Origin of the sequence: Mycobacterium decipiens, from assembly GCF_963853665.1 — a bacterium.
Taxonomy (GTDB): domain Bacteria; phylum Actinomycetota; class Actinomycetes; order Mycobacteriales; family Mycobacteriaceae; genus Mycobacterium; species Mycobacterium decipiens.
Genome location: NZ_OY970459.1, coordinates 4,824,637 through 4,845,123, shown reverse-complemented (window position 1 = coordinate 4,845,123; position 20,487 = coordinate 4,824,637). Strand labels below are relative to the sequence as shown.

Annotated in this window: 17 protein-coding genes and 1 pseudogene; 11 read left to right on the top strand and 7 right to left on the bottom strand. The window is 67.0% G+C overall.

The genetic code is table 11. From position 1 onward, the window contains the following. Nucleotides 1-12: 12 nt before the first annotated feature. Complete coding sequence (locus AADZ55_RS21275; RefSeq protein WP_085325310.1) at nt 13-1,089, bottom strand: ferredoxin--NADP reductase; 1,077 nt, start codon at nt 1,087-1,089, stop codon at nt 13-15. Nucleotides 1,090-1,258: 169 nt separating this feature from the next. Here AADZ55_RS21275 and hsaA point away from each other — a divergent pair, with 169 nt between their 5' ends. From hsaA to AADZ55_RS21250, 5 genes are all read left to right on the top strand, one after another. Beyond that, on the top strand, nt 1,259-2,443 hold the full coding sequence (hsaA, locus tag AADZ55_RS21270; RefSeq protein WP_085325311.1) for a 3-hydroxy-9,10-secoandrosta-1,3,5(10)-triene-9,17-dione monooxygenase oxygenase subunit: 1,185 nt from the start codon (nt 1,259-1,261) through the stop codon (nt 2,441-2,443). 5 nt (nt 2,444-2,448) lie between these two features. Then, complete coding sequence (hsaD, locus tag AADZ55_RS21265) at nt 2,449-3,324, top strand: 4,5:9,10-diseco-3-hydroxy-5,9,17-trioxoandrosta-1(10),2-diene-4-oate hydrolase (RefSeq protein ID WP_085325312.1); 876 nt, start codon at nt 2,449-2,451, stop codon at nt 3,322-3,324. Then, nucleotides 3,321-4,235, top strand: a complete 915-nt coding sequence (hsaC, locus tag AADZ55_RS21260) for an iron-dependent extradiol dioxygenase HsaC (RefSeq protein ID WP_085325313.1) — start codon at nt 3,321-3,323, stop codon at nt 4,233-4,235. The genes hsaD and hsaC overlap by 4 nt, the downstream gene beginning before the upstream one ends. A gap of 1 nt (nt 4,236) precedes the next feature. Continuing rightward, nucleotides 4,237-4,803 carry a 3-hydroxy-9,10-secoandrosta-1,3,5(10)-triene-9,17-dione monooxygenase reductase subunit gene (gene hsaB / locus AADZ55_RS21255; protein ID WP_085325314.1) on the top strand — a complete coding sequence of 189 codons (567 nt, stop codon included), beginning with the start codon at nt 4,237-4,239 and terminating at the stop codon, nt 4,801-4,803. Nucleotides 4,804-4,880: 77 nt separating this feature from the next. Next, entirely contained in the window at nt 4,881-5,705 is an 825-nt protein-coding gene (locus tag AADZ55_RS21250) for an arylamine N-acetyltransferase family protein (protein ID WP_085325315.1), read from the top strand. Between the two features lie 4 nt (nt 5,706-5,709). On the opposite strand, the gene AADZ55_RS21245 is transcribed toward AADZ55_RS21250, so the two are convergent. Genes AADZ55_RS21245 through fadD3 form a run of 5 tightly spaced genes read right to left on the bottom strand, consistent with a single transcriptional unit; the run spans nt 5,710 to nt 11,471 of the window. Next, complete coding sequence (locus tag AADZ55_RS21245) at nt 5,710-6,873, bottom strand: pyridoxal phosphate-dependent aminotransferase (RefSeq protein WP_085325316.1); 1,164 nt, start codon at nt 6,871-6,873, stop codon at nt 5,710-5,712. Continuing rightward, nucleotides 6,870-7,838, bottom strand: coding sequence for an acyl-CoA dehydrogenase family protein (locus AADZ55_RS21240; protein ID WP_085325317.1), 969 nt, complete (start codon nt 7,836-7,838; stop codon nt 6,870-6,872). The genes AADZ55_RS21245 and AADZ55_RS21240 overlap by 4 nt, the downstream gene beginning before the upstream one ends. Nucleotides 7,839-7,869: 31 nt before the next feature. Continuing rightward, nucleotides 7,870-8,811 (bottom strand): acyl-CoA dehydrogenase family protein, encoded by a 942-nt coding sequence (locus tag AADZ55_RS21235; RefSeq protein WP_085325318.1) that lies wholly within the window; start codon nt 8,809-8,811, stop codon nt 7,870-7,872. Continuing rightward, nucleotides 8,808-9,941 (bottom strand): acyl-CoA dehydrogenase family protein, encoded by a 1,134-nt coding sequence (locus tag AADZ55_RS21230; protein ID WP_085325319.1) that lies wholly within the window; start codon nt 9,939-9,941, stop codon nt 8,808-8,810. The genes AADZ55_RS21235 and AADZ55_RS21230 overlap by 4 nt, the downstream gene beginning before the upstream one ends. After that, complete coding sequence (fadD3, locus tag AADZ55_RS21225) at nt 9,942-11,471, bottom strand: 3-((3aS,4S,7aS)-7a-methyl-1,5-dioxo-octahydro-1H-inden-4-yl)propanoate--CoA ligase FadD3 (RefSeq protein ID WP_085325320.1); 1,530 nt, start codon at nt 11,469-11,471, stop codon at nt 9,942-9,944. Nucleotides 11,472-11,632: 161 nt separating this feature from the next. Here fadD3 and ipdE1 point away from each other — a divergent pair, with 161 nt between their 5' ends. The 6 genes and pseudogenes from ipdE1 to AADZ55_RS21200 all read left to right on the top strand — a co-directional run bounded on the left by ipdE1 (nt 11,633) and on the right by AADZ55_RS21200 (nt 18,426). Then, the gene (ipdE1, locus tag AADZ55_RS21220) at nt 11,633-12,784 is read left to right on the top strand and encodes an acyl-CoA dehydrogenase IpdE1 (RefSeq protein WP_085325321.1); all 1,152 of its coding nucleotides are present in this window, start codon (nt 11,633-11,635) and stop codon (nt 12,782-12,784) included. Beyond that, on the top strand, nt 12,781-13,569 hold the full coding sequence (ipdF, locus tag AADZ55_RS21215) for a (5R,7aS)-5-hydroxy-7a-methyl-1-oxo-2,3,5,6,7,7a-hexahydro-1H-indene-carboxyl-CoA reductase (RefSeq protein ID WP_085325322.1): 789 nt from the start codon (nt 12,781-12,783) through the stop codon (nt 13,567-13,569). The genes ipdE1 and ipdF overlap by 4 nt, the downstream gene beginning before the upstream one ends. A 471-nt stretch (nt 13,570-14,040) precedes the next feature. After that, nucleotides 14,041-14,658 carry a TetR family transcriptional regulator KstR2 gene (kstR2, locus tag AADZ55_RS21210; RefSeq protein WP_085325323.1) on the top strand — a complete coding sequence of 206 codons (618 nt, stop codon included), beginning with the start codon at nt 14,041-14,043 and terminating at the stop codon, nt 14,656-14,658. Between the two features lies 1 nt (nt 14,659). Beyond that, nucleotides 14,660-15,808 (top strand): steroid 3-ketoacyl-CoA thiolase FadA6, encoded by a 1,149-nt coding sequence (gene fadA6 / locus AADZ55_RS21205; protein ID WP_085325324.1) that lies wholly within the window; start codon nt 14,660-14,662, stop codon nt 15,806-15,808. An 18-nt stretch (nt 15,809-15,826) separates the two neighbouring features. After that, nucleotides 15,827-15,964: pseudogene (locus AADZ55_RS23665) on the top strand (hypothetical protein); the annotation flags it as partial. A 137-nt stretch (nt 15,965-16,101) separates the two neighbouring features. Beyond that, nucleotides 16,102-18,426 (top strand): PE family protein, encoded by a 2,325-nt coding sequence (locus AADZ55_RS21200; protein WP_341286238.1) that lies wholly within the window; start codon nt 16,102-16,104, stop codon nt 18,424-18,426. A gap of 22 nt (nt 18,427-18,448) precedes the next feature. Here AADZ55_RS21200 and AADZ55_RS21195 read toward each other — a convergent pair whose 3' ends face one another. After that, entirely contained in the window at nt 18,449-20,470 is a 2,022-nt protein-coding gene (locus tag AADZ55_RS21195; RefSeq protein WP_085327002.1) for a fatty acid desaturase, read from the bottom strand. Nucleotides 20,471-20,487: the final 17 nt, after the last annotated feature.

Sequence of the window (20,487 nt, the reverse complement as noted above, 5' to 3'; positions counted from 1 at the left end):
CCCCTTCGCGGACTACTCGTCGTAGGTCACTTCCACCGAATCAGATTCCGGGCGAGATTGACAGGCCAAAATAAGCCCGTCGTCGAGATCCTGCTGCTCCAGCACGTCGTTGACTTCCATATTCACTTTGCCGCTGCGCAGCGTGCAGGCACACGCGCCGCAGTGGCCTTCCCGGCATGAGAACGGTGCGTCGAGCCCCGCATCGAGCAGCACGTCGAGCAGCTTGGCGTTCCGTGGCCACGACACGGTATGGGTTTCCCCGTCGAGGTCCACCACCGCCGTGGCCGGCGGCTCGTCGGAAGAGTCCTCGATCTTCACCGCTGCGAACGGATCTGAATCCAGTGACTTGAACACCTCGATGCGCACTTGCTCGGCCGGTACTTTCAACGCTGCCAGGGCGTCCCGTGCCGCCTGCATGAACGGACCGGGCCCACAGATGAACGCGGGCCGGTCGGTAAACGGGGCGGCCAGCTTCGCCAGCGCGGTCGCGCTCGGCAGGCCCTGCAGCGATTCCAGCCAGTGCACCACCGTGAGCCGGTCGGGATACTTGGCGGCCAGCTCGCGCAGCGCATCGCGGAAGATCACCGAGCGGTCGTCGCGGTTGGCGTAGACCAATGTCACCTGCCCACCACCTTCGGCCAGCGCCGACTTGCAGATCGACATGATCGGGGTGATCCCGCTACCCGCGGCCAGCAACAGGAAGTTGTCGTCGAGTGTCTTGGGCACGAAGTTGCCCGACGGGGCCAGCACGTGGACGCGCATGCCCTTGTGGGCGTTGTCGCATAACCAGTTGGACGCGTATCCGTCCGCGGTTCGTTTGACCGTAACCGTCAGGGCGCCGTCGGTGAACGGGGAGCTGCACAGCGAGTAGCACCGCGCGACCGAACCGGTGCGGTCGCTGGGCACGCGCAGCGTCAGGAACTGGCCGGGCGCGTAGCGCAGCCGCTCCGGGGGGATGGCTGGTTCGTCGGGTCCATCCGGCACCGCGAAGACCAGCGACCGCGCCTCGTCGGTTTCGTCGACGACCTCGGCGATCTGCAGCTCAAGAACGTGGTCGCCGAGTGGTTCGTCGGGAATCGCCTCGGTCAAGACCCGCCCTCTCTTCCGTCATAACTAGAACATGTTACAGAAAACATGATTGGTATCGCTACCAGCCGCAGGAATACCTAGCTCGACACAAATCGGAACGTGTTCTAGTCTTTTTCTAGGTTTCGATCGGTCTCCGAAATCAATCCGCACTCCCGGGAGGCAAACGTAAGTGACATCCATTCAACAGCGTGATGTGCAGTCGGTGTTGGCTGCCATCGATGATCTGCTTCCGCAGATTCGCGAGCGCGCGCAGGCGACCGAGGATCTGCGGCGGCTGCCCGACGAGACCGTCAAAGCGCTCGACGACGTTGGCTTCTTCACCCTGTTGCAGCCCGAGCAGTGGGGCGGACTGCAATGCGACCCCGCGCTGTTCTACGAGGCGACGCGCCGGCTGGCCAGCGCGTGCGGCTCCACCGGGTGGGTCAGCTCAATCGTCGGCGTGCACAACTGGCATCTCGCATTGTTTGACCAGAAGGCCCAGGAAGAGGTTTGGGGCGAGGACCCCACCGTGCGGATCTCGTCCTCGTATGCGCCCATGGGTGCTGGCGTCGTGACCGACGGCGGCTACCTGGTCAACGGGTCATGGAACTGGTCCTCGGGCTGTGACCATGCCAGCTGGACGTTTGTCGGCGGCCCGGTCATCAAGGACGGCCGGCCGGTGGACTTCGGCAGCTTCTTGATCCCGCGCAGCGAGTACGAGATCAAGGACGTGTGGTACGTGGTCGGCTTGCGTGGCACCGGCAGCAACACGCTGGTGGTTAAGGACATCTTCGTGCCCCGGCACCGGTTCCTGTCCTACCGGGCAATGAATGACCACACCGCGGGTGGGCTGCAGACCAACACCGCTCCTGTCTACAAAATGCCCTGGGGCACAATGCATCCCACTACAATCTCGGCGCCGATCGTCGGGATGGCCTACGGTGCGTACCAGGCGCACGTGGAGCACCAGGGTAAGCGGGTGCGCGCCGCGTTCGCCGGGGAAAAGGCAAAGGAGGATCCGTTCGCCAAGGTGCGCATAGCCGAGGCGGCCAGCGACATCGATGCCGCGTGGCGCCAATTGATTGGCAACGTCGGTGACGAGTACGCACTGTTGGCCGCCGGCAAGGAGATTCCCTTTGAGCTGCGTGCTCGCGCGCGCCGCGACCAGGTACGCGCAACCGGGCGATCCATCGCCTCGATCGACCGGCTGTTCGAGGCATCGGGGGCCACCGCACTATCCAATGACGCTCCGATCCAACGGTTCTGGCGCGACGCGCACGCTGGCCGGGTGCACGCTGCCAACGATCCCGAACGCGCATATGTGATCTTCGGAAACCACGAGTTCGGGTTGCCGCCCGGCGACACCATGGTCTAGGCCAAATGACAGCTACCGAGGAAGTGACATTCGAATCGACCTCGCGCTATGCCGAAGTCGACGTAGACGGACCGCTCAAGCTGCACTACCACGAAGCGGGCGTCGGCAACGACCAGACGGTGGTGCTGCTGCACGGCGGTGGGCCCGGCGCGGCGAGCTGGACCAACTTCTCGCGCAATATCGCGGTGCTGGCGCAGCACTTCCATGTGCTGGCCGTCGACCAGCCTGGTTACGGCCACTCCGACAAGCGCGCGGAGCACGGGCAGTTCAACCGTTATGCCGCGACCGCGCTCAAAGGGCTGTTCGACCAGTTGGAGCTGGGGCGGGTGCCGCTGGTGGGCAACTCGCTGGGTGGCGGCACCGCGGTCCGGTTCGCGCTCGACTACCCCGACCGGGCCGGGCGCCTGGTGCTGATGGGTCCCGGTGGTTTGAGTATCAACCTGTTTGCGCCCGACCCGACCGAGGGTGTGAAGCGGCTCGGGAAATTCTCTGTTGAGCCCACTCGGGAAAATCTCGAGGCGTTCCTGCGGGTCATGGTCTACGACAAGAACCTGATCACCCCCGAGTTGGTGGATCAGCGGTTCGCGCTGGCCAGCACGCCGGAATCGTTGATGGCAACGCGGGCGATGGGAAAGTCCTTCGCCGGAGCCGATTTCGAGGCCGGCATGATGTGGCGCGAGGTGTATCGGCTGCGCCAGCCGGTGCTGCTGATCTGGGGTCGCGAGGACCGGGTCAACCCGCTCGACGGTGCGCTGGTTGCGCTGAAGACCATTCCGCGTGCGCAGCTGCACGTCTTCGGGCAGTGTGGTCACTGGGTGCAGGTGGAGAAGTTCGACGAGTTCAACAAGCTGACGATCGATTTCCTGGGAGGTGCGAGATGAGCATCCGGTCGCTGGGCTATCTGCGCATCGAGGCCACTGACATGGCCGCCTGGCGGGAGTATGGCCTGAAGGTCCTTGGCATGGTCGAGGGCAAAGGTGCGCCGGGCGGCGCCCCAGACGGGGCACTGTATCTGCGGATGGACGACTTCCCGGCCCGGTTGGTCATCGTGGCCGGCGAGCACGACCGGCTGTTGGAGGCAGGCTGGGAATGCTCGAACGCCGAAGGTTTGCAGGACATCCGGAATCGGCTGGACGTGGAGGGTACGCCCTACAAGGAGGCCACCGCCACTGAACTGGCCGATCGCCGGGTGGACGAGATGATCCGGTTCTGCGACCCGTCCGGCAATTGCCTGGCGGTCTTCCACGGCGCCGCGTTGGAACACCGCCGAGTTGTCAGCCCGTACGGGCACAAGTTCGTCACCGCGGAGCAGGGCCTCGGCCATGTGGTGCTATCCACCCGCGACGACGCCGAGGCGTTGCACTTCTACCGAGACGTGCTCGGCTTTAAGCTGCGTGACTCGATGCGGCTACCGCCGCAGATGGTTGGCCGGCCCGCCGACGGGCCGCCGGCCTGGCTGCGCTTCTTCGGCTGCAACCCGCGACACCACAGCCTGGCCTTCCTGCCGATGCCGACGCCCAGCGGCATCGTGCACCTAATGATCGAGGTGGAGAACTCCGACGACGTCGGCCTGTGTCTGGATCGGGCGTTGCGCCGCAAGGTGCCCATGTCGGCCACGCTGGGCCGGCACGTCAACGACCTGATGCTGTCCTTCTACATGAAGACGCCCGGCGGGTTTGATGTCGAATTCGGTTGTGAAGGAAGGAAAGTCGACGATCACGACTGGGTCGCCCGAGAGAGCACCGCGGTCAGCCTGTGGGGTCATGACTTCACGGTCGGCGCCCGCGGCTAGCATGACCGCTGCGCCGATCGATTCGCGCACGTTCCGCACCGTGCTGGGTCAGTTCTGCACCGGGATCACCATCATCACCACCTTGCACGATGAGGTGCCGATCGGCTTCGCTTGCCAGTCGTTCGCTGCCTTGTCGCTGGACCCGCCGCTGGTGCTGTTCTGCCCGACCAAGGTGTCGCGATCCTGGAAGGCCATCGAGGCCAGCGGCCGGTTTTGTGTCAATGTGCTGACCGAACAGCAGAAAGACGTCTCGGCGCGATTCGGATCCAAGGAACCGGACAAGTTCTCCGGAATCGACTGGCACCCTTCGCGACTTGGTTCGCCGATCATCGACGGGTCGCTGGCCTACATCGACTGCACGGTGGCATCGGTACATGACGGCGGCGATCACTTCGTGGTATTCGGCGCCGTTGATTCGCTGTCGGAGGTTGCCAAGGTCAAGCCGCGGCCGCTGCTGTTCTATCGCGGCGACTACACCGGTATCGAGCCGGACAAGACCACGCCAGCCCGATGGCGCGACGACCTGGAAGCATTCCTCACTACCACCACCCAGGACACCTGGCTTTAGGTCTCGACCGCGAGCGACGATCAGGCGTTTTGCAGGCTCGGCGAACGGCGCGGGGGCGCTGGGGCCAGAATGTCTCTATGGCACTGGATCTAAGCGGATACTTCGAGCGCATCGACTATCGCGGCGCTACCGACCCCACCCTGGACGTACTGCAGGATCTGGTGACTGCACACACTCGAACGATCCCGTTCGAAAACCTCGATCCACTCATGGGAGTGCCGGTCGATGATCTGAGTCCGGAGGCCCTGACCGACAAGCTGGTTCACCGGCGCCGCGGCGGCTACTGCTACGAGCACAACGGGCTGATGGGCTATGTGCTGGCGGAACTCGGCTATCGGGTGCGGCGACTAACCGGCCGGGTGGTCTGGATGGTTCCGCCGGACGCGCTGCCCCCCGCCCAGACCCACACCGTGCTGGCGGTAACCTTTCCCGGCTCACCGGGGTCGTATCTGGTCGACGTGGGGTTCGGTGGCCAGACGCCGACGTCGCCCATTCGCCTGGAGACGGGCGGCGTCCAAGAGACGACCCACGAACCGTACCGGCTTGAAGACCGCGGCGACGGGCTGGTTTTGCAGGCCCTGGTCCGTGACGAGTGGCAGGCACTCTACGAATTCAGCACGCAAACTCGGCCGCTGATCGATCTGAAAGTGGGCAGTTGGTTCGTCTCGACGCACCCCACTTCGCGGTTCGTGACCGGCCTGACGGCCGCGACGGTCACCGATGATGCCCGGTGGAACCTGGCTGGCCGCAACCTCTCCATTCACCGCGCCGACGGGACCGAAAAGATCCGCCTTGACGACGCCGCGGCGGTCGTGGACGCCCTCAGCGAGCGGTTCGGGATCAACGTGGCAGATGTCGGAGAGCGCGACGCGCTCGCCGCACGCATCGACCAGACGAGTTGATTGCCTATCGCGGTAGCCAGGGTCCGATTCGCCGCAGGCACTCTTCGATGTCGCTGGTTGGCCCGGCGAACGACAGTCTGACGAAGCAACTGCCGCGTGCGGGGTCGAAGTCGATGCCCGGCGCGATCGCAACACCGGTGTCGGCCAGCAACTTTGAGCAGAACTCGAGCGAGTCGTCGGTGAAGTCCGAGACGTCGGCGTAGACGTAGAACGCGCCGTCGGTTGGTGCCAGCCGGTCGATTCCGATGCGACGCAGACCGTCGAGCAGCAGCGAGCGGTTGATCGCGTAATGGTGCAGATGGCTGTCGGCTTCCGCGGTGGCCTCGGGGGTAAACGCCGACACCGCGGCGATCTGTGGCAACACCGGCGGGCAGATGGTGAAATTGCCGGTCAGGCGGTCCACCGCGCGGCGTAGCTGGTCCGGCACCAGCAGCCAGCCCAGCCGCCAGCCCGTCATCGCGTAGTACTTGGAAAAGCTGTTGACTACCACCGCTTCTCGTGAGGTTTGCCAGGCGCAGCTGGTCTGCGGTGCTCCCGCGTACACCAGGCCGTGGTATACCTCATCGCTGATCAGTCGCACCCCCGCGCCGTCGCACCACGACGCGATCGCCGCTAGCTCCGTGGGAGGTATCACCGTCCCGGTGGGATTGGCGGGGCTGGCAACGATGACGCCTTGCAGCGGGGGGTCGAGGTCGGCGAGCATCTGCGCGGTGGGTTGGAACCGGGTCTGGGGCCCGCAGGGGATCTCGACCACCTCACAGCCCAACGCGGACAGGATGTTTCGGTAGCACGGGTAGCCGGGGCTGGCCAGCGCAACTCGGTCGCCCACGTCGAAGCACGCCAGAAACGCGAGCAAGAAGCCACCCGACGAACCCGTGGTGACCACGACCGCATCGGGTTCGACGGTGAGTCCGTGCTGGCGTTGATAATCCGCCGCAATCGCCACACGCAGCTCTGGAATCCCCAGCGCCACGGAGTAACCGAGCTGGTTGCTACGCAAGGCGGCGGCCGCGGCTGCACGCACCGGCTCCGGCGCTCCCACGCTGGGCTGGCCCGCCGACAGGTTCACCAGATCGCCGTGGGTGCGCTGGCGCTCGGCGGCTGCCAGCCAGACATCCATCACATAGAACGGTGGGATGCCGGCGCGCAGTGCGACGCGTTCGTTCACGGCGATGGGAACACCTCGCATTCCAGTCGGCGCAGCAACTTGCGCAGCGAGCCGAGCAGGTGCGCGCTGCCATGCGCCCGTTTGAAGTACAGGTGCATGTCGTGTTCCCACGTAATCGCGATACCGCCGTGCAGCTGGATGCCCTCGGCCGCCACGTTGCTCAGCGCCTCGCTGGCGGCCAGGCGTGCGGTGGCGGCGCCGGTGGCCGTCGGCTCTTTGCAGGCATCGGCGACCAGGGCGCGGGCTGCGGCGACTGCGACATACAGGTCGGCCATCCGATGCTTGAGTGCCTGGAAGCTGCCGATCGGGCGGCCGAACTGCACGCGATTCTTTGCGTATTCAACGGTCAGCTCCAGACAGCGTTCGGCGGCGCCGATCTGCTCGGCAGCCAACAGGATGGCCGCGGTGTCGCCAATGCCGCGGTCGGTGCCCAGCGGCTCGGTCTCTTCGGGCTGCACACGGGCCAGCCTGCGGGTGGGGTCCATGGTGGCGACGGGCCGTGCGCTGAATCGGGTCCACCTGCTCAGCTGGCCGTCGTCTACGGCAATGACGACATCGGCGATATCCCCGTTGACCACGTAATCGGGGTCGAGCACCAGCGCACCGATCGAGCGACCGTCAGCGAGCCCCGCCAGCGTCTTGGCGTCCGGGTCGGGTGCGGCCAGCAGCGCCAGCTCCGCCAGCGTCGTACCCAGCAGCGGAGAGGGCACCAGCGCCCGGCCCAGCTCCTGTAAAACCGCTGCAGCATCGGCTAGTTCGCCCCCAGCGCCACCGAACTCCTCGGGTACCACCAGTGCAGCGGCGCCGACCTGCTCGCACAACAGCTGCCACAGTGATTCGTCGTAGCCGCGCTCGGATTCCATCGCCGCACGCACCGCCGCCGGACTGGCGTGCTTGGTCACGAGAGCGGCAACGGTTTGCCGCAGCATCTCCCGTTCCTCACTCACTGCGCCGCTCCTCCCCATCGCTTCGTCCCCCCATCGTCGCCGGCGCGGGTCATAGCGTCTCCAGCACCCGCCGGCGATGTCCCTCCGGCGTACCCCACGCCGGCCGCAGTGCCTGCACGCGCAGCAGCCACAGCGACAGGTCGTGTTCCTGGGTGAACCCGATGGCGCCGTGGGTTTGCAATGCCGAGCGCGCTGCCAGCAGGCCCGCCTCCGCTGCCGCTACCTTGGCGGCGCTAACATCGCGCGGTTCTAGTGACAATGCCGCGCCATACACTAGCGGGCGGGCCAGCTCGATTGCGATGTGCACGTCGGCGAGTTTGTGCTTGATCGCCTGATACGAGCCGATCACGCGGCCGAACTGCGTGCGCTGCTTGGCATAGTCGACGGCGGCATCCAGCAGCGCCTGCGCGGCACCGACCAGCTGTGCGGCGGTGGCCAGCACCCCGAACTCGTAGGCGCGCTTGACGTCTGCCTGCCACGGGTCGCCAACTGCGGTCACGTCGTAGAGGCGGCGGCTCGGGTCGACGGATGGGTGGCGCTGACCAACCGAAGCCGCGGTGACACCATCGACACCGGCAAGCAACACCAGCCCGGCGGTGTCCGCGTCGACCGCACGCGGCACCTGCGGCGGCAGCGCAACGGTGGCGATGAGCTCACCGGAGGCCAACCCGGCGCAGCGGTCGTCGTCGGCGAGTAAGACCGGTGCAACGGCGATGGATTCGGTGACCGGGCCAGGCACACACCAACGCCCAAGGCGTTCCAGGGCGACCATCAGGTCGACGGGATGAGCAGCCAGGCCGTCCAACCTTTCGGGAACGGCGAGCGCGGTGACGCCGAGGTTGGCCAACTGTTGCCATACCTTGCGGCCGGGCGCGACATCGCCGACCGACCACGCACGCACCGCGCCAGGTAGGTCCGCGGCGCCCAGCGCCGCGTCGATGCTGGCCGCGAAGTCGCGTTGCTGTTCGTCTAGTGCAAATTCCACGGTCACTTCTTCTCTCGCGGCAGGCCCAACAGCCGTTCAGAGATTATATTGCGCTGGATTTCGTTGGTACCAGCGTAGATCGGACCGCCGAGGGCGAACAGCAGGCCCTGGATCCAAGGGCCGGCCAGCTCTCCGTCGGCGCCGCGAATGTCGAGCGCCGTCTGGTGCAACTCCACGTCAAGGTCGGACCAGAACACCTTGGTCACCGATGATTCCGCACCCAGTTCCCCGCCGGCAGCCAATCTGGTTACCGTTCCGAAGGTTTGCAGCCGGTAAGCCTGCGCCTTGATCCACGCGTCGGCGACCCGGTCGGCGAATGCCGGCGGCGAGCCGCGGTCTTTCCAGAGCCGCACCAGCCGCTCGGCGGTAGCCAGGAAGCGGCCCGGGCTGCGCAGTGACATGCCGCGCTCATTGCTCGACGTGCTCATAGCGGCGCGCCATCCGTCGTTCGGGGTGCCGATGACCTCCTCGTCGGGTACGAAGACGTTGTCGAGGAAGATCTCGCCGAAGCCGGTGTCGCCGCCCAGCTGGGTGATCGGGCGCACCGTGATACCCGTGGCGTTCAGGTCGAACATGAAGTATGTCAGGCCGCGATGCCGGTCAGCAGACGGATCGGAGCGGAACAACCCGAATCCCATATCCGCGAATGGTGCTCGGGAGCTCCAGATCTTCTGCCCGTTGAGCAGCCAGCCACCTTCCGTCTTGGTCGCGGTCGAGCGCAGCGATGCTAGATCGCTGCCGGATTCGGGTTCCGACCAAGCCTGCGCCCAGATCTGTTCACCGCTGGCCATTTTCAGCAGGATGCGGTCGAGCTGCTCGGAGGTGCCGTGCGCGAACAGCGTCGGCGCCAGCATCGAGGTACCGTTGGCGCTGGCGCGACCCGGAGCGCCGGCGCGAAAGTACTCCTCTTCGAACACCACCCAGTGCAGCAGCGGCGCGTCGCGGCCGCCGTACTTCCTCGGCCAGGTGATCACCGACAGGCCGGCCTCGAACAGCACTCGGTCCCAACGTCGGTGCTGCGCAAAGCCTTCCGCGTTGTCGTAGGACTTCGTCGGGATCGAGTCGACGTTGGCGGTCAGGAACTCCCGCACCTCGGCCTGAAAAGCCAGCGTCTCGTCGTCAAAGTTCAGATCCATCTAGGCCAACTCTCTCAGTTGTGGCTTGACTACCTTGCCGCCGGCATTGCGCGGTAGCGCGTCGACGAACCGCACCGACCGCGGCGCTTTGAAGTTCGCCAAATGCTCGCGGGTGTAGGCGATCACCGATGCCTCGTCGAGCTGCGCACCCGGCCGGAGGACCACAAACGCTCGGCCGACTTCGCCGAGCCGGTGGTCGGGGACGCCGATGACCGCGGCATCGGCCACGCCGTCCATCCGGGCCAGCACCTGCTCGACCTCGGCGGGATAGACGTTGAACCCGCCGCAGATATACATGTCTTTGAGCCGGTCGGTGATTCGCAAGTTGCCGGAGTCGTCGATAGCGCCGATGTCGCCGGTGTGCAGCCAGCCGTCGGCGTCGATGGCGGCGGCGGTCGCTTCGGGGTCGTCGAGGTAGCCGAGCATGACATTGGGCCCGCGCAACAGTACTTCCCCGCCGTCGCCGATGCGCAAGTCAAAGTCGGCGAAGGGGCGCCCACACGTTGTCGCGACGGTCACCGCGTCGTCGTCGGGGCGGCACATTGTTCCCATCCCGTTGGCCTCGGTGAGTCCGTAGGCGGTGAGCACTATGTCGATGTCGAGTTCGGATTGCATGCGTTCCACCAGCACCACCGGCACGGTGGCCGCCCCGGTCACCGCGAACCGCAGCGAGCTCAGGTCGTAGTCGGAACGGGCCGGGTGGTCGAGCAGGCTTTGGTAGATCGTTGGGGGCCCGGGCAGCACGGTGATGCGATGCTGCTCGATCGCCTGCAGCGTGCGCAATGGATCGAAGGTTAGGTGTGGGATCAGCGTCGCACCGGTCTGCAGGCAGGCCAGGATGCCGGCCTTGTAGCCGAAGTTGTGGAAGAACGGATTGATGCACAGGTAGCGGTCGTCGCTGGTGATCTTGCCGTTGGCGGCCCAGGACGCCGACGCCGACAGTGATTGCCGGTGCGCGCACAGCACGCCTTTGGCGCGGCCGGTGGTGCCGGAGGTGAACAGGATGTCGCTGATGTCGTCGGGCGCGACGGCGGCGGCGCGGGCTTGGACCGCATCGAAGTCGTTACCGCGAGCGATGAACTCGTCCCAGGTCCCGTCGGCTGTCTCGGTGAGGTCGATCGGGATCCGAACGATGTGCCGCAGCGCGGGCAGGGCGTCGCGGTCCAAGCCGGCTACCCGGTCGGCACCCAGGAATCGGCCCATGGCGAACAGCACCGGCGCCTTGGTTCTGGTCAGGATGTCGACGGCTTCTTCGGCGGTATAGCGGGTGTTCACCGGCACCATGGCGGCGCCGGCGTGGTGGATTGCCAGACACGCCACCACCCAGTGCCAGGTGTTCGGAGACCAAATGGCCACCCGGTCTTTGGCCTCGACACCCAACGTGACTAGCGCGGCCGCGGCCCGGTAGACCTCGTCGCGCAGTTCACGGCACGTGAAGCTTCGTTCGTCGGTGACGAGCGCCGCATGGTCGGGGAATCGGTCCGCCAAACGATCCAGCGCCGCGGGCACGGTGCGGGGATCGCTGGTCATCGACGCTCCTCGTCCGATTGCCCGGCTCCTCCTCGCGCGGCCCGGCCGCACGCATCGTCGCCGAGCTGGCTCCGATTGCCCGGCTCCTCCTCGCGCGGCCCGGCCGCCACGCATCGTCGCCGAGCTACAAAGCAAGTGCTTGGTAGGTTAGCCTACAGGGCATGCAGGACGTCGAGGAGTTCCGGGCGGAGGTCCGCGGTTGGCTCGCCGACAATCTGGTCGGCGAGTTCGCAGCACTCAAGGGTCTGGGCGGGCCGGGACGCGAGCATGAAGCGTTCGAAGAACGTCGGGCCTGGAACCAGCATCTGGCTGCCGCCGGACTGACGTGCCTGGGGTGGCCGGTCGAGCACGGTGGCCGTGGGCTTTCCACCGCGCACCGGGTGGCCTTCTACGAGGAATACGCCCGCGCCGATGCCCCGGACAAGGTCAACCACTTCGGCGAGGAGCTGTTGGGCCCGACGCTGATCGCGTTCGGCACGCCGGAGCAGCAGCGGCGGTTCCTGCCGCGCATCCTCGATGTCACCGAGCTGTGGTGTCAGGGCTATTCGGAGCCCGGCGCCGGCAGCGACCTCGCGAACGTGTCGACCACCGCCGAGCTCGACGGCGGTCAGTGGGTGATCAACGGTCAGAAGGTGTGGACGTCCCTGGCGCACCTGTCGCAATGGTGCTTCGTAGTCGCGCGCACCGAGAAGGGCTCCAAACGCCACGCCGGGCTGTCGTATTTGCTGGTACCGCTGGACCAGCCCGGTGTGCAGATCCGGCCGATCGTCCAGATCACCGGCACAGCGGAGTTCAACGAGGTGTTCTTCGACGACGCTCGCACCGACGCCGCCATGGTGGTTGGCCAGCCGGGCGACGGTTGGCGGGTTGCAATGGGAACGCTGACCTTCGAACGCGGTGTCTCCACCCTCGGGCAGCAGATCGTCTACGCCCGTGAGCTTTCCAATCTGGTCGAGCTGGCACAACGCACCGGCGCCGCCGGCGACCCGTTCATCCGGGAGCGTCTGACCCGGGCGTGGACCGGCCTGCGAGCAATGCGCTCGTATGCGCTGGCCACCTTGGAAGGGCCAGCCGCCGACGGCCAGGACAACGTGTCGAAGTTGTTGTGGGCCAACTGGCATCGCGACCTGGGTGAGTTGGCGATGGACGTGATCGGCAAGCCCGGAATGACCATGCCAGGCGGCGAGTTCGACGAGTGGCAGCGGCTGTACTTGTTCACCCGCGCGGACACGATCTACGGCGGGTCCAACGAGATCCAGCGCAACATCATTGCCGAGCGAGTGCTCGGCTTGCCTCGGGAGGCCAGGGGATGAACCTTTCTGTAGCACCGAAAGAGATTGCTGGACACGGACTTCTGCAGGGCAAGGTGGTCGTGGTAACCGCGGCGGCGGGCACCGGCATCGGTTCCGCCACCGCGCGGCGGGCCCTGGCCGAGGGCGCCGACGTGATGATCTCCGACCACCATGAGCGGCGGCTGGGGGAGACCGCCGACCAGCTGTCGGAGCTGGGACTGGGTCGTGTCGAAAGCGTGCTGTGTGACGTGACATCCAGCGCCCAGATTGATGCCCTGATCGACTCGACCACGGCGCGGATGGGCCGCCTCGACGTGTTGGTGAACAACGCCGGGCTGGGCGGACAAACGCCGGTGGCCGACATGACCGACGACGAATGGGACCGGGTTTTGGATGTGACGCTCACGTCGGTGTTCCGGGCCACCCGCGCGGCGCTGCGTTACTTCCGCGACGCGCCGCACGGCGGGGTGATCGTCAACAACGCCAGCGTGCTCGGCTGGCGGGCGCAGCACTCGCAGTCGCACTATGCGGCAGCCAAAGCCGGGGTGATGGCGTTAACCCGGTGCAGTGCAATAGAAGCCGCCGAGTATGGGGTGCGGATCAACGCGGTCTCGCCCAGCATCGCCCGGCACAAGTTCCTGGACAAAACGACCTCGGCCGAGCTGCTGGACCGGCTGTCCGCCGGCGAGGCGTTCGGACGGGCCGCCGAACCCTGGGAGGTGGCGGCCACCATCGCGTTTCTGGCCAGTGACTACTCCAGTTACCTCACCGGCGAGGTGATCTCGGTATCAAGCCAGCATCCGTGACCGAGTCTTCGCGCACGCGCGAGCCCGCCTACTGATCAGTTATGGCAACAGCCGATTGAGGTTCAATAAGCCCGATACGCCGGTACCCATGTTGAACAAGCCCGAGTTGAAGCCGCTCACCCCGAGGCCAAAGACGCCCGGGGCGGCGGTGTGTTTCCGAGCCCGAGCTAAAGGTGTTCTGTGCGGTGCCGCCGCTGATTGTGTTGAAAAAGCCAAAGACAAAGCTAGCGCCGGCGCCGCCGGGAGTGCTGAAGGGTCGGAGACCCCGGTACCTGTGTTGTTAAAGCCTGAGTTGGGCAGGCCGGTGTCGATGGTAGCCCCCAACGGTCACGGATTCGGATTCGGATTCGGATTCGGGTGCCACTGGGTCCGACATGAAATATTCACGACATTGCCGAAACTGCGGCCATGGCAGGTGGGCGGCAGCGGCCGCAGCTAGCCGAGCAAGCGCTTGGTTGATAGGCTGGTCGGGTGGATCGAGTGACCGGTCAGGTCAATAGCCGGCGAAACGAGCTGCTCGAGCTCGCCGCAACGATGTTCGCCGAGCGCGGCCTCCGCGCGACCACCGTGCGCGACATCGCTGACGGTGCCGGCATTCTGTCCGGCAGCCTGTACCACCACTTCGCCTCCAAGGAGGAGATGGTCGACGAACTGATGCGCGGCTTCCTGGACTGGCTGTTCGCCCGGTATCGCGAAATCGTGGGCGGCAATGCCAATCCGCTGGAGCGACTCAAGGGATTGTTCATGGCCTCCTTCGAGGCGATCGAGCATCGGCACGCGCAGGTCGTCATCTATCAGGACGAGGCGCAACGGCTGTCGTCGCAGCCCCGGTTCTCCTATCTGGAAGACCTGAACAAGCAGCAGCGCAAGATGTGGGTCGACGTGCTCAATCAGGGCATCGAGGAGGGCTATTTCCGGCCCGACCTGGACGTGGACCTGGTCTACCGTTTCATCCGTGACACCACCTGGGTGTCGGTGCGCTGGTATCAACCGGGCGGGCCGCTCACCGCGGCGCAGGTGGGTCAGCAATACCTGGCCATCGTTCTTGGCGGGATCACGGTGGATCAAAAGCGGAAAGAAGGAGTCTGAAATGCCCCAGGCGTACGTCGTTGATGCCGTGCGAAGCGCGGTCGGCAAGCGCAACGGAGCGCTGGCCGGAGTGCACCCAATCGATCTGGGGGCGAGCGTGTTCCACGGTTTGTTCGAACGCGTCGACGTGGACCCGAACGCTGTCGACGACGTGGTGGTGGGTTGCGTGGATGCCCTCGGTGGGCAGGCCGGGAACATCGGCCGGCTGGCGTGGCTGGCGGCGGGTTACCCGGAGGAGGTTCCGGGCGTCACCGTAGACCGTCAATGTGGTTCCAGTCAGCAGGCGATTTCCTTTGGCGCACAGGCAATCATGGCCGGAACGGCTGACTTTATCCTGGCCGGCGGCATCCAGAACATGAGCCAGATCCCGATCGCGTCGGCGATGGAGGTCGGCAAGCAGTTCGGCTTCACCTCTCCGACCGCCGAGTCGACGGGCTGGCAGCACCGCTACGGCGACCAGGAGATCTCGCAGTTCCGCGGCGCGGAGCTGATCGCCCAACGGTGGAATCTGTCCCGCGAGGAGATGGAGCAGTTCGCGCTGACCAGCCACCAGCGCGCGCTATCGGCAATCCGGGCAGGACATTTCGACGACGAGATCGTGCCGATCGGTGATTTCCGCGGCGACGAGGGGCCGCGCGAGACGTCGCTGGAAAAGATGGCGGGGCTGAAGACACTCACCGAGGGCGGCCGGCTGACCGCCGCCCTGGCCAGTCAAATCTCCGACGGTGCCAGCGCGGTGCTGCTGGCGTCGGAGCGAGCCGTCAAAGAACACAAGCTGACCCCGCGCGCTCGCATCCATCACATCAGCGCGCGGGGCGCCGACCCGGTGCTAATGCTCACCGGGCCCATCCCGGCCACCCGCTACGCGTTGGAAAAGACCGGGCTCTGCATCGACGACATCGCCACCGTCGAGATCAACGAAGCGTTCGCGCCCGTCGTGCTGGCCTGGCTCAAGGAAATCAAGGCCGACCCGGAGAAGGTAAACCCCAACGGCGGCGCGATCGCGCTGGGGCATCCGCTGGGCGCCACCGGGGCCAAGCTGTTCACCACGATGCTCAACGAGCTCGAGCGCACCGGCGGCCGCTATGGGCTGCAGACGATGTGCGAGGGCGGCGGCACCGCCAACGTCACCATTATCGAGCGGCTCTAGCCGCTCGCGCGGCCCTTCCTGGCTTCGGAAGCTTTGGCCGCGAAGGCGATTCCGGAACGAGCGTTGCCTTCGCTCCACGAGGTCGGCTACCCGGGCGGCTGTGCTGCGTTTGGCATCGAGCGGACGGCGAACCAGCGGGCTGGTGCGGCATGGCTGTGACCTCGGCGCTAAGCCGAGCGGTCAAAGTCCCACGCCGATTCGCGCCCATTGTTACTGTTACCACTAACCAATTGACGTGGCTGCGCGATCGCCGGGTGGGCGCGCCTTTGTCTGACACGCATTGGGAGGTTCACATGTCCTATGTGATCGCGGCGCCGCAGCAGATGCTAGCCGCGGCAACGGATCTCGCGGGGATTGAGTCGGCACTCAGCGCCGCGAACGCGGCGGCGGCGGCACCGACGACCGGGTTGCTGGCGGCGGGGGCCGATGAGGTGTCGGCGGCCATTGCGGCGTTGTTCGGCTCGCACGCTCAGGAGTATCAGGCGCTGAGCGCCCGAGCGACCGCGTTTCATCAACAGTTCATCGCGGCCCTGAATTCAGGTGGGGGGTCATACGCGAGCGCCGAGGCCGCGGGCGCCGCAGTTCTTCAACCGCTACTCGATCTGGTGAATGCGCCCACCCAGGCACTGCTGGGACGACCATTGATCGGCAACGGGGCCAACGCAGCCCCGGGGACCGGCCAAGACGGCGCGGCCGGCGGGCTTTTGTTCGGCAACGGCGGGGCCGGCGGGTCCGGCGCGGCCGGTCAGAGTGGCGGTGCCGGTGGGAATGCCGGGCTGTTCGGTAATGGCGGTGCCGGAGGCGCCGGCGGGGACACCAACCTCTTTGGGAACAACGGCGGACCCGGCGGGGCCGGCGGGGCCGGCGGGTGGCTCGGCGGTACCGGCGGTGCCGGCGGTGCCGGCGGCGAGGGCGACTTCAACGGGGGTGCCGGCGGAGCCGGCGGGGCCGGCCGGCTGTTCAGCGTTGGCGGTCCCGGCGGCGCGGGCGGCCTTGGCAATGCGGGTGTTGGCGGGGCGGGCGGGGCCGGCGGCAACTCCGGCATCCTCTCCGCCGCCGACGGCGCGGTCGGCGGCAGCGGCGGCACCGGCCAAAACGTCGGGGGCGCCGGTGGCAACGGCGGCGATGCCGGGGTGGTCGGCACCGGCGGCCGCGGCGGGAGCGCCGGGGCCGGCGGCACGAACAACACCACCTCGGACCAAGTCAGCGTCGGCGGGGCCGCCGGAGACGGCGGCCGCGGCGGATGGCTGTTCGGGGTCGGCGGCGCCGGTGGATTCGGCGGGTTCGGCCAAGGTCCCTCGGGCGGGGTCGGCGGGGCGGGCGGCGACGCCGGATTGATCGGTATCGGCGGGGAAGGTGGGACCGGAGGCACCGGCTTCTTGGGAGTTGGCGGCGAGGGCGGCGCCGGTGGCGACGGTGGCGTGCTCTGGGGGCCCGGCGGTGCCGGCGCCCGAGGCGGGCAAGGCGGTGCCGGTGCCGGCGGGATCGGCGGGGCTGGCGGTGGCGGCGGACTGTTCGGCGGAAACGGCGGTAACGGCGGGACGGGCGGCACCGGGATCGGCGCGCCCGGCGCAACCGGCGGTGCCGGGGGCGACGCCGGCCTGTTCGGGGTCGGCGGGACTGGTGGCGTCGGCGGCACCGGCGTCGGATTGCCCACCGACCCCGGCGTGTCGGTCGGCGGCCTTGGCGGCGCCGGCGGGCGCGGCGGTCTGTTGATCGGGATGGGCGGCGCCGGCGGAACCGGTGGCTTCAGCGGGCCCCTCTCCGAGGGTGCCGTTGGCGGGGCCGGCGGTGCCGGCGGCAACGCTGGGCTGATCGGCATTGGCGGGGCCGGCGGGTTCGGCGGCGCCAGCGGCTTCGGGGCCGGCGGGGCTGGCGGTGCCGGCGGGGGCGGCGGCTTGTTGTTCGGTTTCGGCGGTGTTGGCGGCGGCGGTGCATTCGGTGCCGGCGGGTTCGGTGGCGCCGGTGGCGCCGGCGGCGCCGGCAGCGGCGCCGGATTCGGTTTCGGTGGTGCCGGCGGTATCGGCGGCGGCGGTGGCCTCGGTAACGGTGGGGCCGGTGGGACTGGCGGTGTCGGTGGACTGCTCGGCGGGAATGGCGGCGCCGGGGGTGCCGGCGGGGCCGGCGCGATCGGTTTTTTGGATAACACCGCAGACGGCAGCGGGGGCGCCGGTGGGGCCGGCGGTAGCGGCGGGTGGCTGTTCGGGAACGGCGGTGCCGGCGGTGCCGGTGGCGCCGGTGGGATCTCCACCACCAGCGCCAACAACAACGGCGGGAACGGCGGTGCCGGCGGTAACGGCGGCGGGCTGTTCGGGAGCGGTGGTGCCGGCGGCACCGGCGGTAGCGCGGGCACCGGCAGCGCCGACCCAACCGTCGGGGGTGCCGGCGGTACCGGCGGCGTATCCGCGTTGATCGGTAACGGCGGTAACGGTGGTGCCGGCGGCGCCGGCGGGATCACCGGTGACGGCGGCGATGGCGGTGACGGCGGCCGGGCGGTGCTGATCGGTGATGGCGGTAACGGTGGCAATGGTGGTGACGGGCTGACGGCGGGCAACGTCGGCGCGGGTGGTGCCAGCGGGGTGCTGCTCGGCCAGGACGGGATCAGCGGGCAGTCGTAGCTGCCCGGCGCACCGGCGGGGCTCAGGCGTCGTAGTCCACGGCGACGAACGGCGTCGTCGGGTGTGACTGACAGGTCAGAATGTAGCCGGCGTCGAGTTCGGCGCGCCCCAGCGCGAAGTTGTGGTCCATCTCCACCTCACCCTCGATCAACTTGGCCCGGCAGGTGCCGCACGCACCGCCCATGCAGGCGTACGGCGCGTCATCGCGTAGCTGCAGCGCGCCTTCCAAGATCGAGTCGCCGGGCACCAGATCCAGCGTCTGCTGCTGCCCGGACAGCGTGAAGGTGACGGTCGCGGCCGCATACCCGCGATCGGTGGCCGGTCGAGTGTCGTAACCGAAGAACAGCTCGAGGTGAATCCGATCCGGATCCACGCAATGCTCGATCAACGTGTCGCGCACGGTGGTAGTCATGGCAAGTGGACCGCAGATGAACCACTCGTCCACGTCGTCCGGTTGCAGCCCGTTGGTCAGCCACCGGTTGAGTTTTTCGCGGTCGATGCGGCCCCGCAGCTCGGGGGTGTGCAGCGGCTCGCTGGACAGCACGTGCAGGATCTCCAGCCGATCGGCGTAGCGCGACTCGAGCCGATCGAGTTCGGCCCGGAACATGGTCGACTCCTTGGTCCGGTTGCCATAGATCAGCGTGAACCGGCTTTCGGTCTCGATCTCCAGCGTGGTGGCCAGGATGGACAGCATCGGTGTGATTCCGCTACCGGCCACCAGGCCCACGTAGTGTCGCCGGTTCAGTGGATTCAACGGGGTGCCGAACCGGCCGGTCGGGGTCATCAGTTCAAGCACGTCGCCGGCCTTGAGTTCGTTGGCGACAAATGTTGAAAATGCGCCGCCTGCAATGTGTTTGACCGCGATTCGCAATTGGGCCCGGGTGGCTGGGGCACAGATGGAGTAGTTGCGGCGGATGCCTTCGCCGCCCAGGTCGGTGCGCACCGTCACGTGCTGACCTGGCTCGAACGCGAACGCGTCCTGCAATGCTTCCGGGACCGCGAAAGTCACCAGGGTGCTGTCGGTGGTAATGGGATCCACGGAGGCGACCGGGATGCGATGGGCAACGGCGTGCGAGGCGCCCGAACGAGTCGGCATACGCACCGGCAACAGTCGCGCCAGCCTGCCGTTCAGCGCCTTCCACTGCCGGTACTCGTCCGGATTGAGTTGCTGGCCAAAGACTGTGGAGATCGCGGCGTTGCGCTGTAGGTAGGCCTCCTCGTTGCGCCGCCAGGTACGCAGGTACCGGTAGAACGGTACCGACGGATGCAGGTGGTGCACCAGGTGGTAGTTCTGCGACAGCAGCACCGGGGTGAACAGCCATTCCGCGCCGACGCGGTTGCGGGTCGCGCGGTAGCGGTCGGTGCGTTGGGTGTCCGCCAGCCCGTGGTGGGGCAGCCAGTCGAACCACCATGCGAGCACCGTGAGTCCAATGCGTTGCGGTATCAAGAAGACGACGGCCAGAGTCCAGAAGTTTCCGGTGATGATGGCAACGGTCAGGCCCGTCAGGCTCAGCGTGAACATCGTCACCGTCTCGGCAATCTCGGTGACGGGCCGGCTGCGTGCCCTGGGGAGGTAGTACTTGAGGTAGAAGTACTCCACCATCGCCCAGCGCAACGGCAGTCCCCACCACGAGCCGTGTGAGGCGAACGTGTCGGGGTCTTGATCGTCGTCGTTGGAATGGCGATGGTGCTGGATGTGGATGTACGCGAACCCCGGGAAGGCGACCACCGGCCCGACGAAAAGCCAGGCCAGCCGACCAAGCAGGCCGTTGCACCAGCGCGTGGAGCTGATTGAGTAGTGCGACGCGTCATGCACGACGGTGAACATCACGAAGGTGACCGCGGCGTTGACCGGGATCGTCACCCAGGACGGGACCCATCCGCCGATATAGCCGATCGTCGACAGCACGAACGCGGTCAGTGCGCCAAGGAAGATCCCGACGGTCGGCAGCGCGAGCTTGGGTACCGACTCACCCGGATCCGGCAGCGCATGGGGTGCGGCCGACTCGGGCACCGCGTGGTCTATCGCGTCGATGGTCGACATAGCTGCGATAGCGTAGT

Coding starts and splice junctions, on each gene's coding strand:
- hsaD (WP_085325312.1), top strand. CDS start 2,449: ATGACAGCTACCGAGGAAGTGACATTCGAATCGACCTCGCGCTATGCC.
- hsaC (WP_085325313.1), top strand. CDS start 3,321: ATGAGCATCCGGTCGCTGGGCTATCTGCGCATCGAGGCCACTGACATG.
- hsaB (WP_085325314.1), top strand. CDS start 4,237: ATGACCGCTGCGCCGATCGATTCGCGCACGTTCCGCACCGTGCTGGGT.
- AADZ55_RS21250 (WP_085325315.1), top strand. CDS start 4,881: ATGGCACTGGATCTAAGCGGATACTTCGAGCGCATCGACTATCGCGGC.
- AADZ55_RS21240 (WP_085325317.1), bottom strand. CDS start 7,838: ATGGGGAGGAGCGGCGCAGTGAGTGAGGAACGGGAGATGCTGCGGCAA.
- AADZ55_RS21230 (WP_085325319.1), bottom strand. CDS start 9,941: ATGGATCTGAACTTTGACGACGAGACGCTGGCTTTTCAGGCCGAGGTG.
- fadD3 (WP_085325320.1), bottom strand. CDS start 11,471: ATGACCAGCGATCCCCGCACCGTGCCCGCGGCGCTGGATCGTTTGGCG.
- ipdE1 (WP_085325321.1), top strand. CDS start 11,633: ATGCAGGACGTCGAGGAGTTCCGGGCGGAGGTCCGCGGTTGGCTCGCC.
- ipdF (WP_085325322.1), top strand. CDS start 12,781: ATGAACCTTTCTGTAGCACCGAAAGAGATTGCTGGACACGGACTTCTG.
- fadA6 (WP_085325324.1), top strand. CDS start 14,660: ATGCCCCAGGCGTACGTCGTTGATGCCGTGCGAAGCGCGGTCGGCAAG.
- AADZ55_RS21200 (WP_341286238.1), top strand. CDS start 16,102: ATGTCCTATGTGATCGCGGCGCCGCAGCAGATGCTAGCCGCGGCAACG.
- AADZ55_RS21195 (WP_085327002.1), bottom strand. CDS start 20,470: ATGTCGACCATCGACGCGATAGACCACGCGGTGCCCGAGTCGGCCGCA.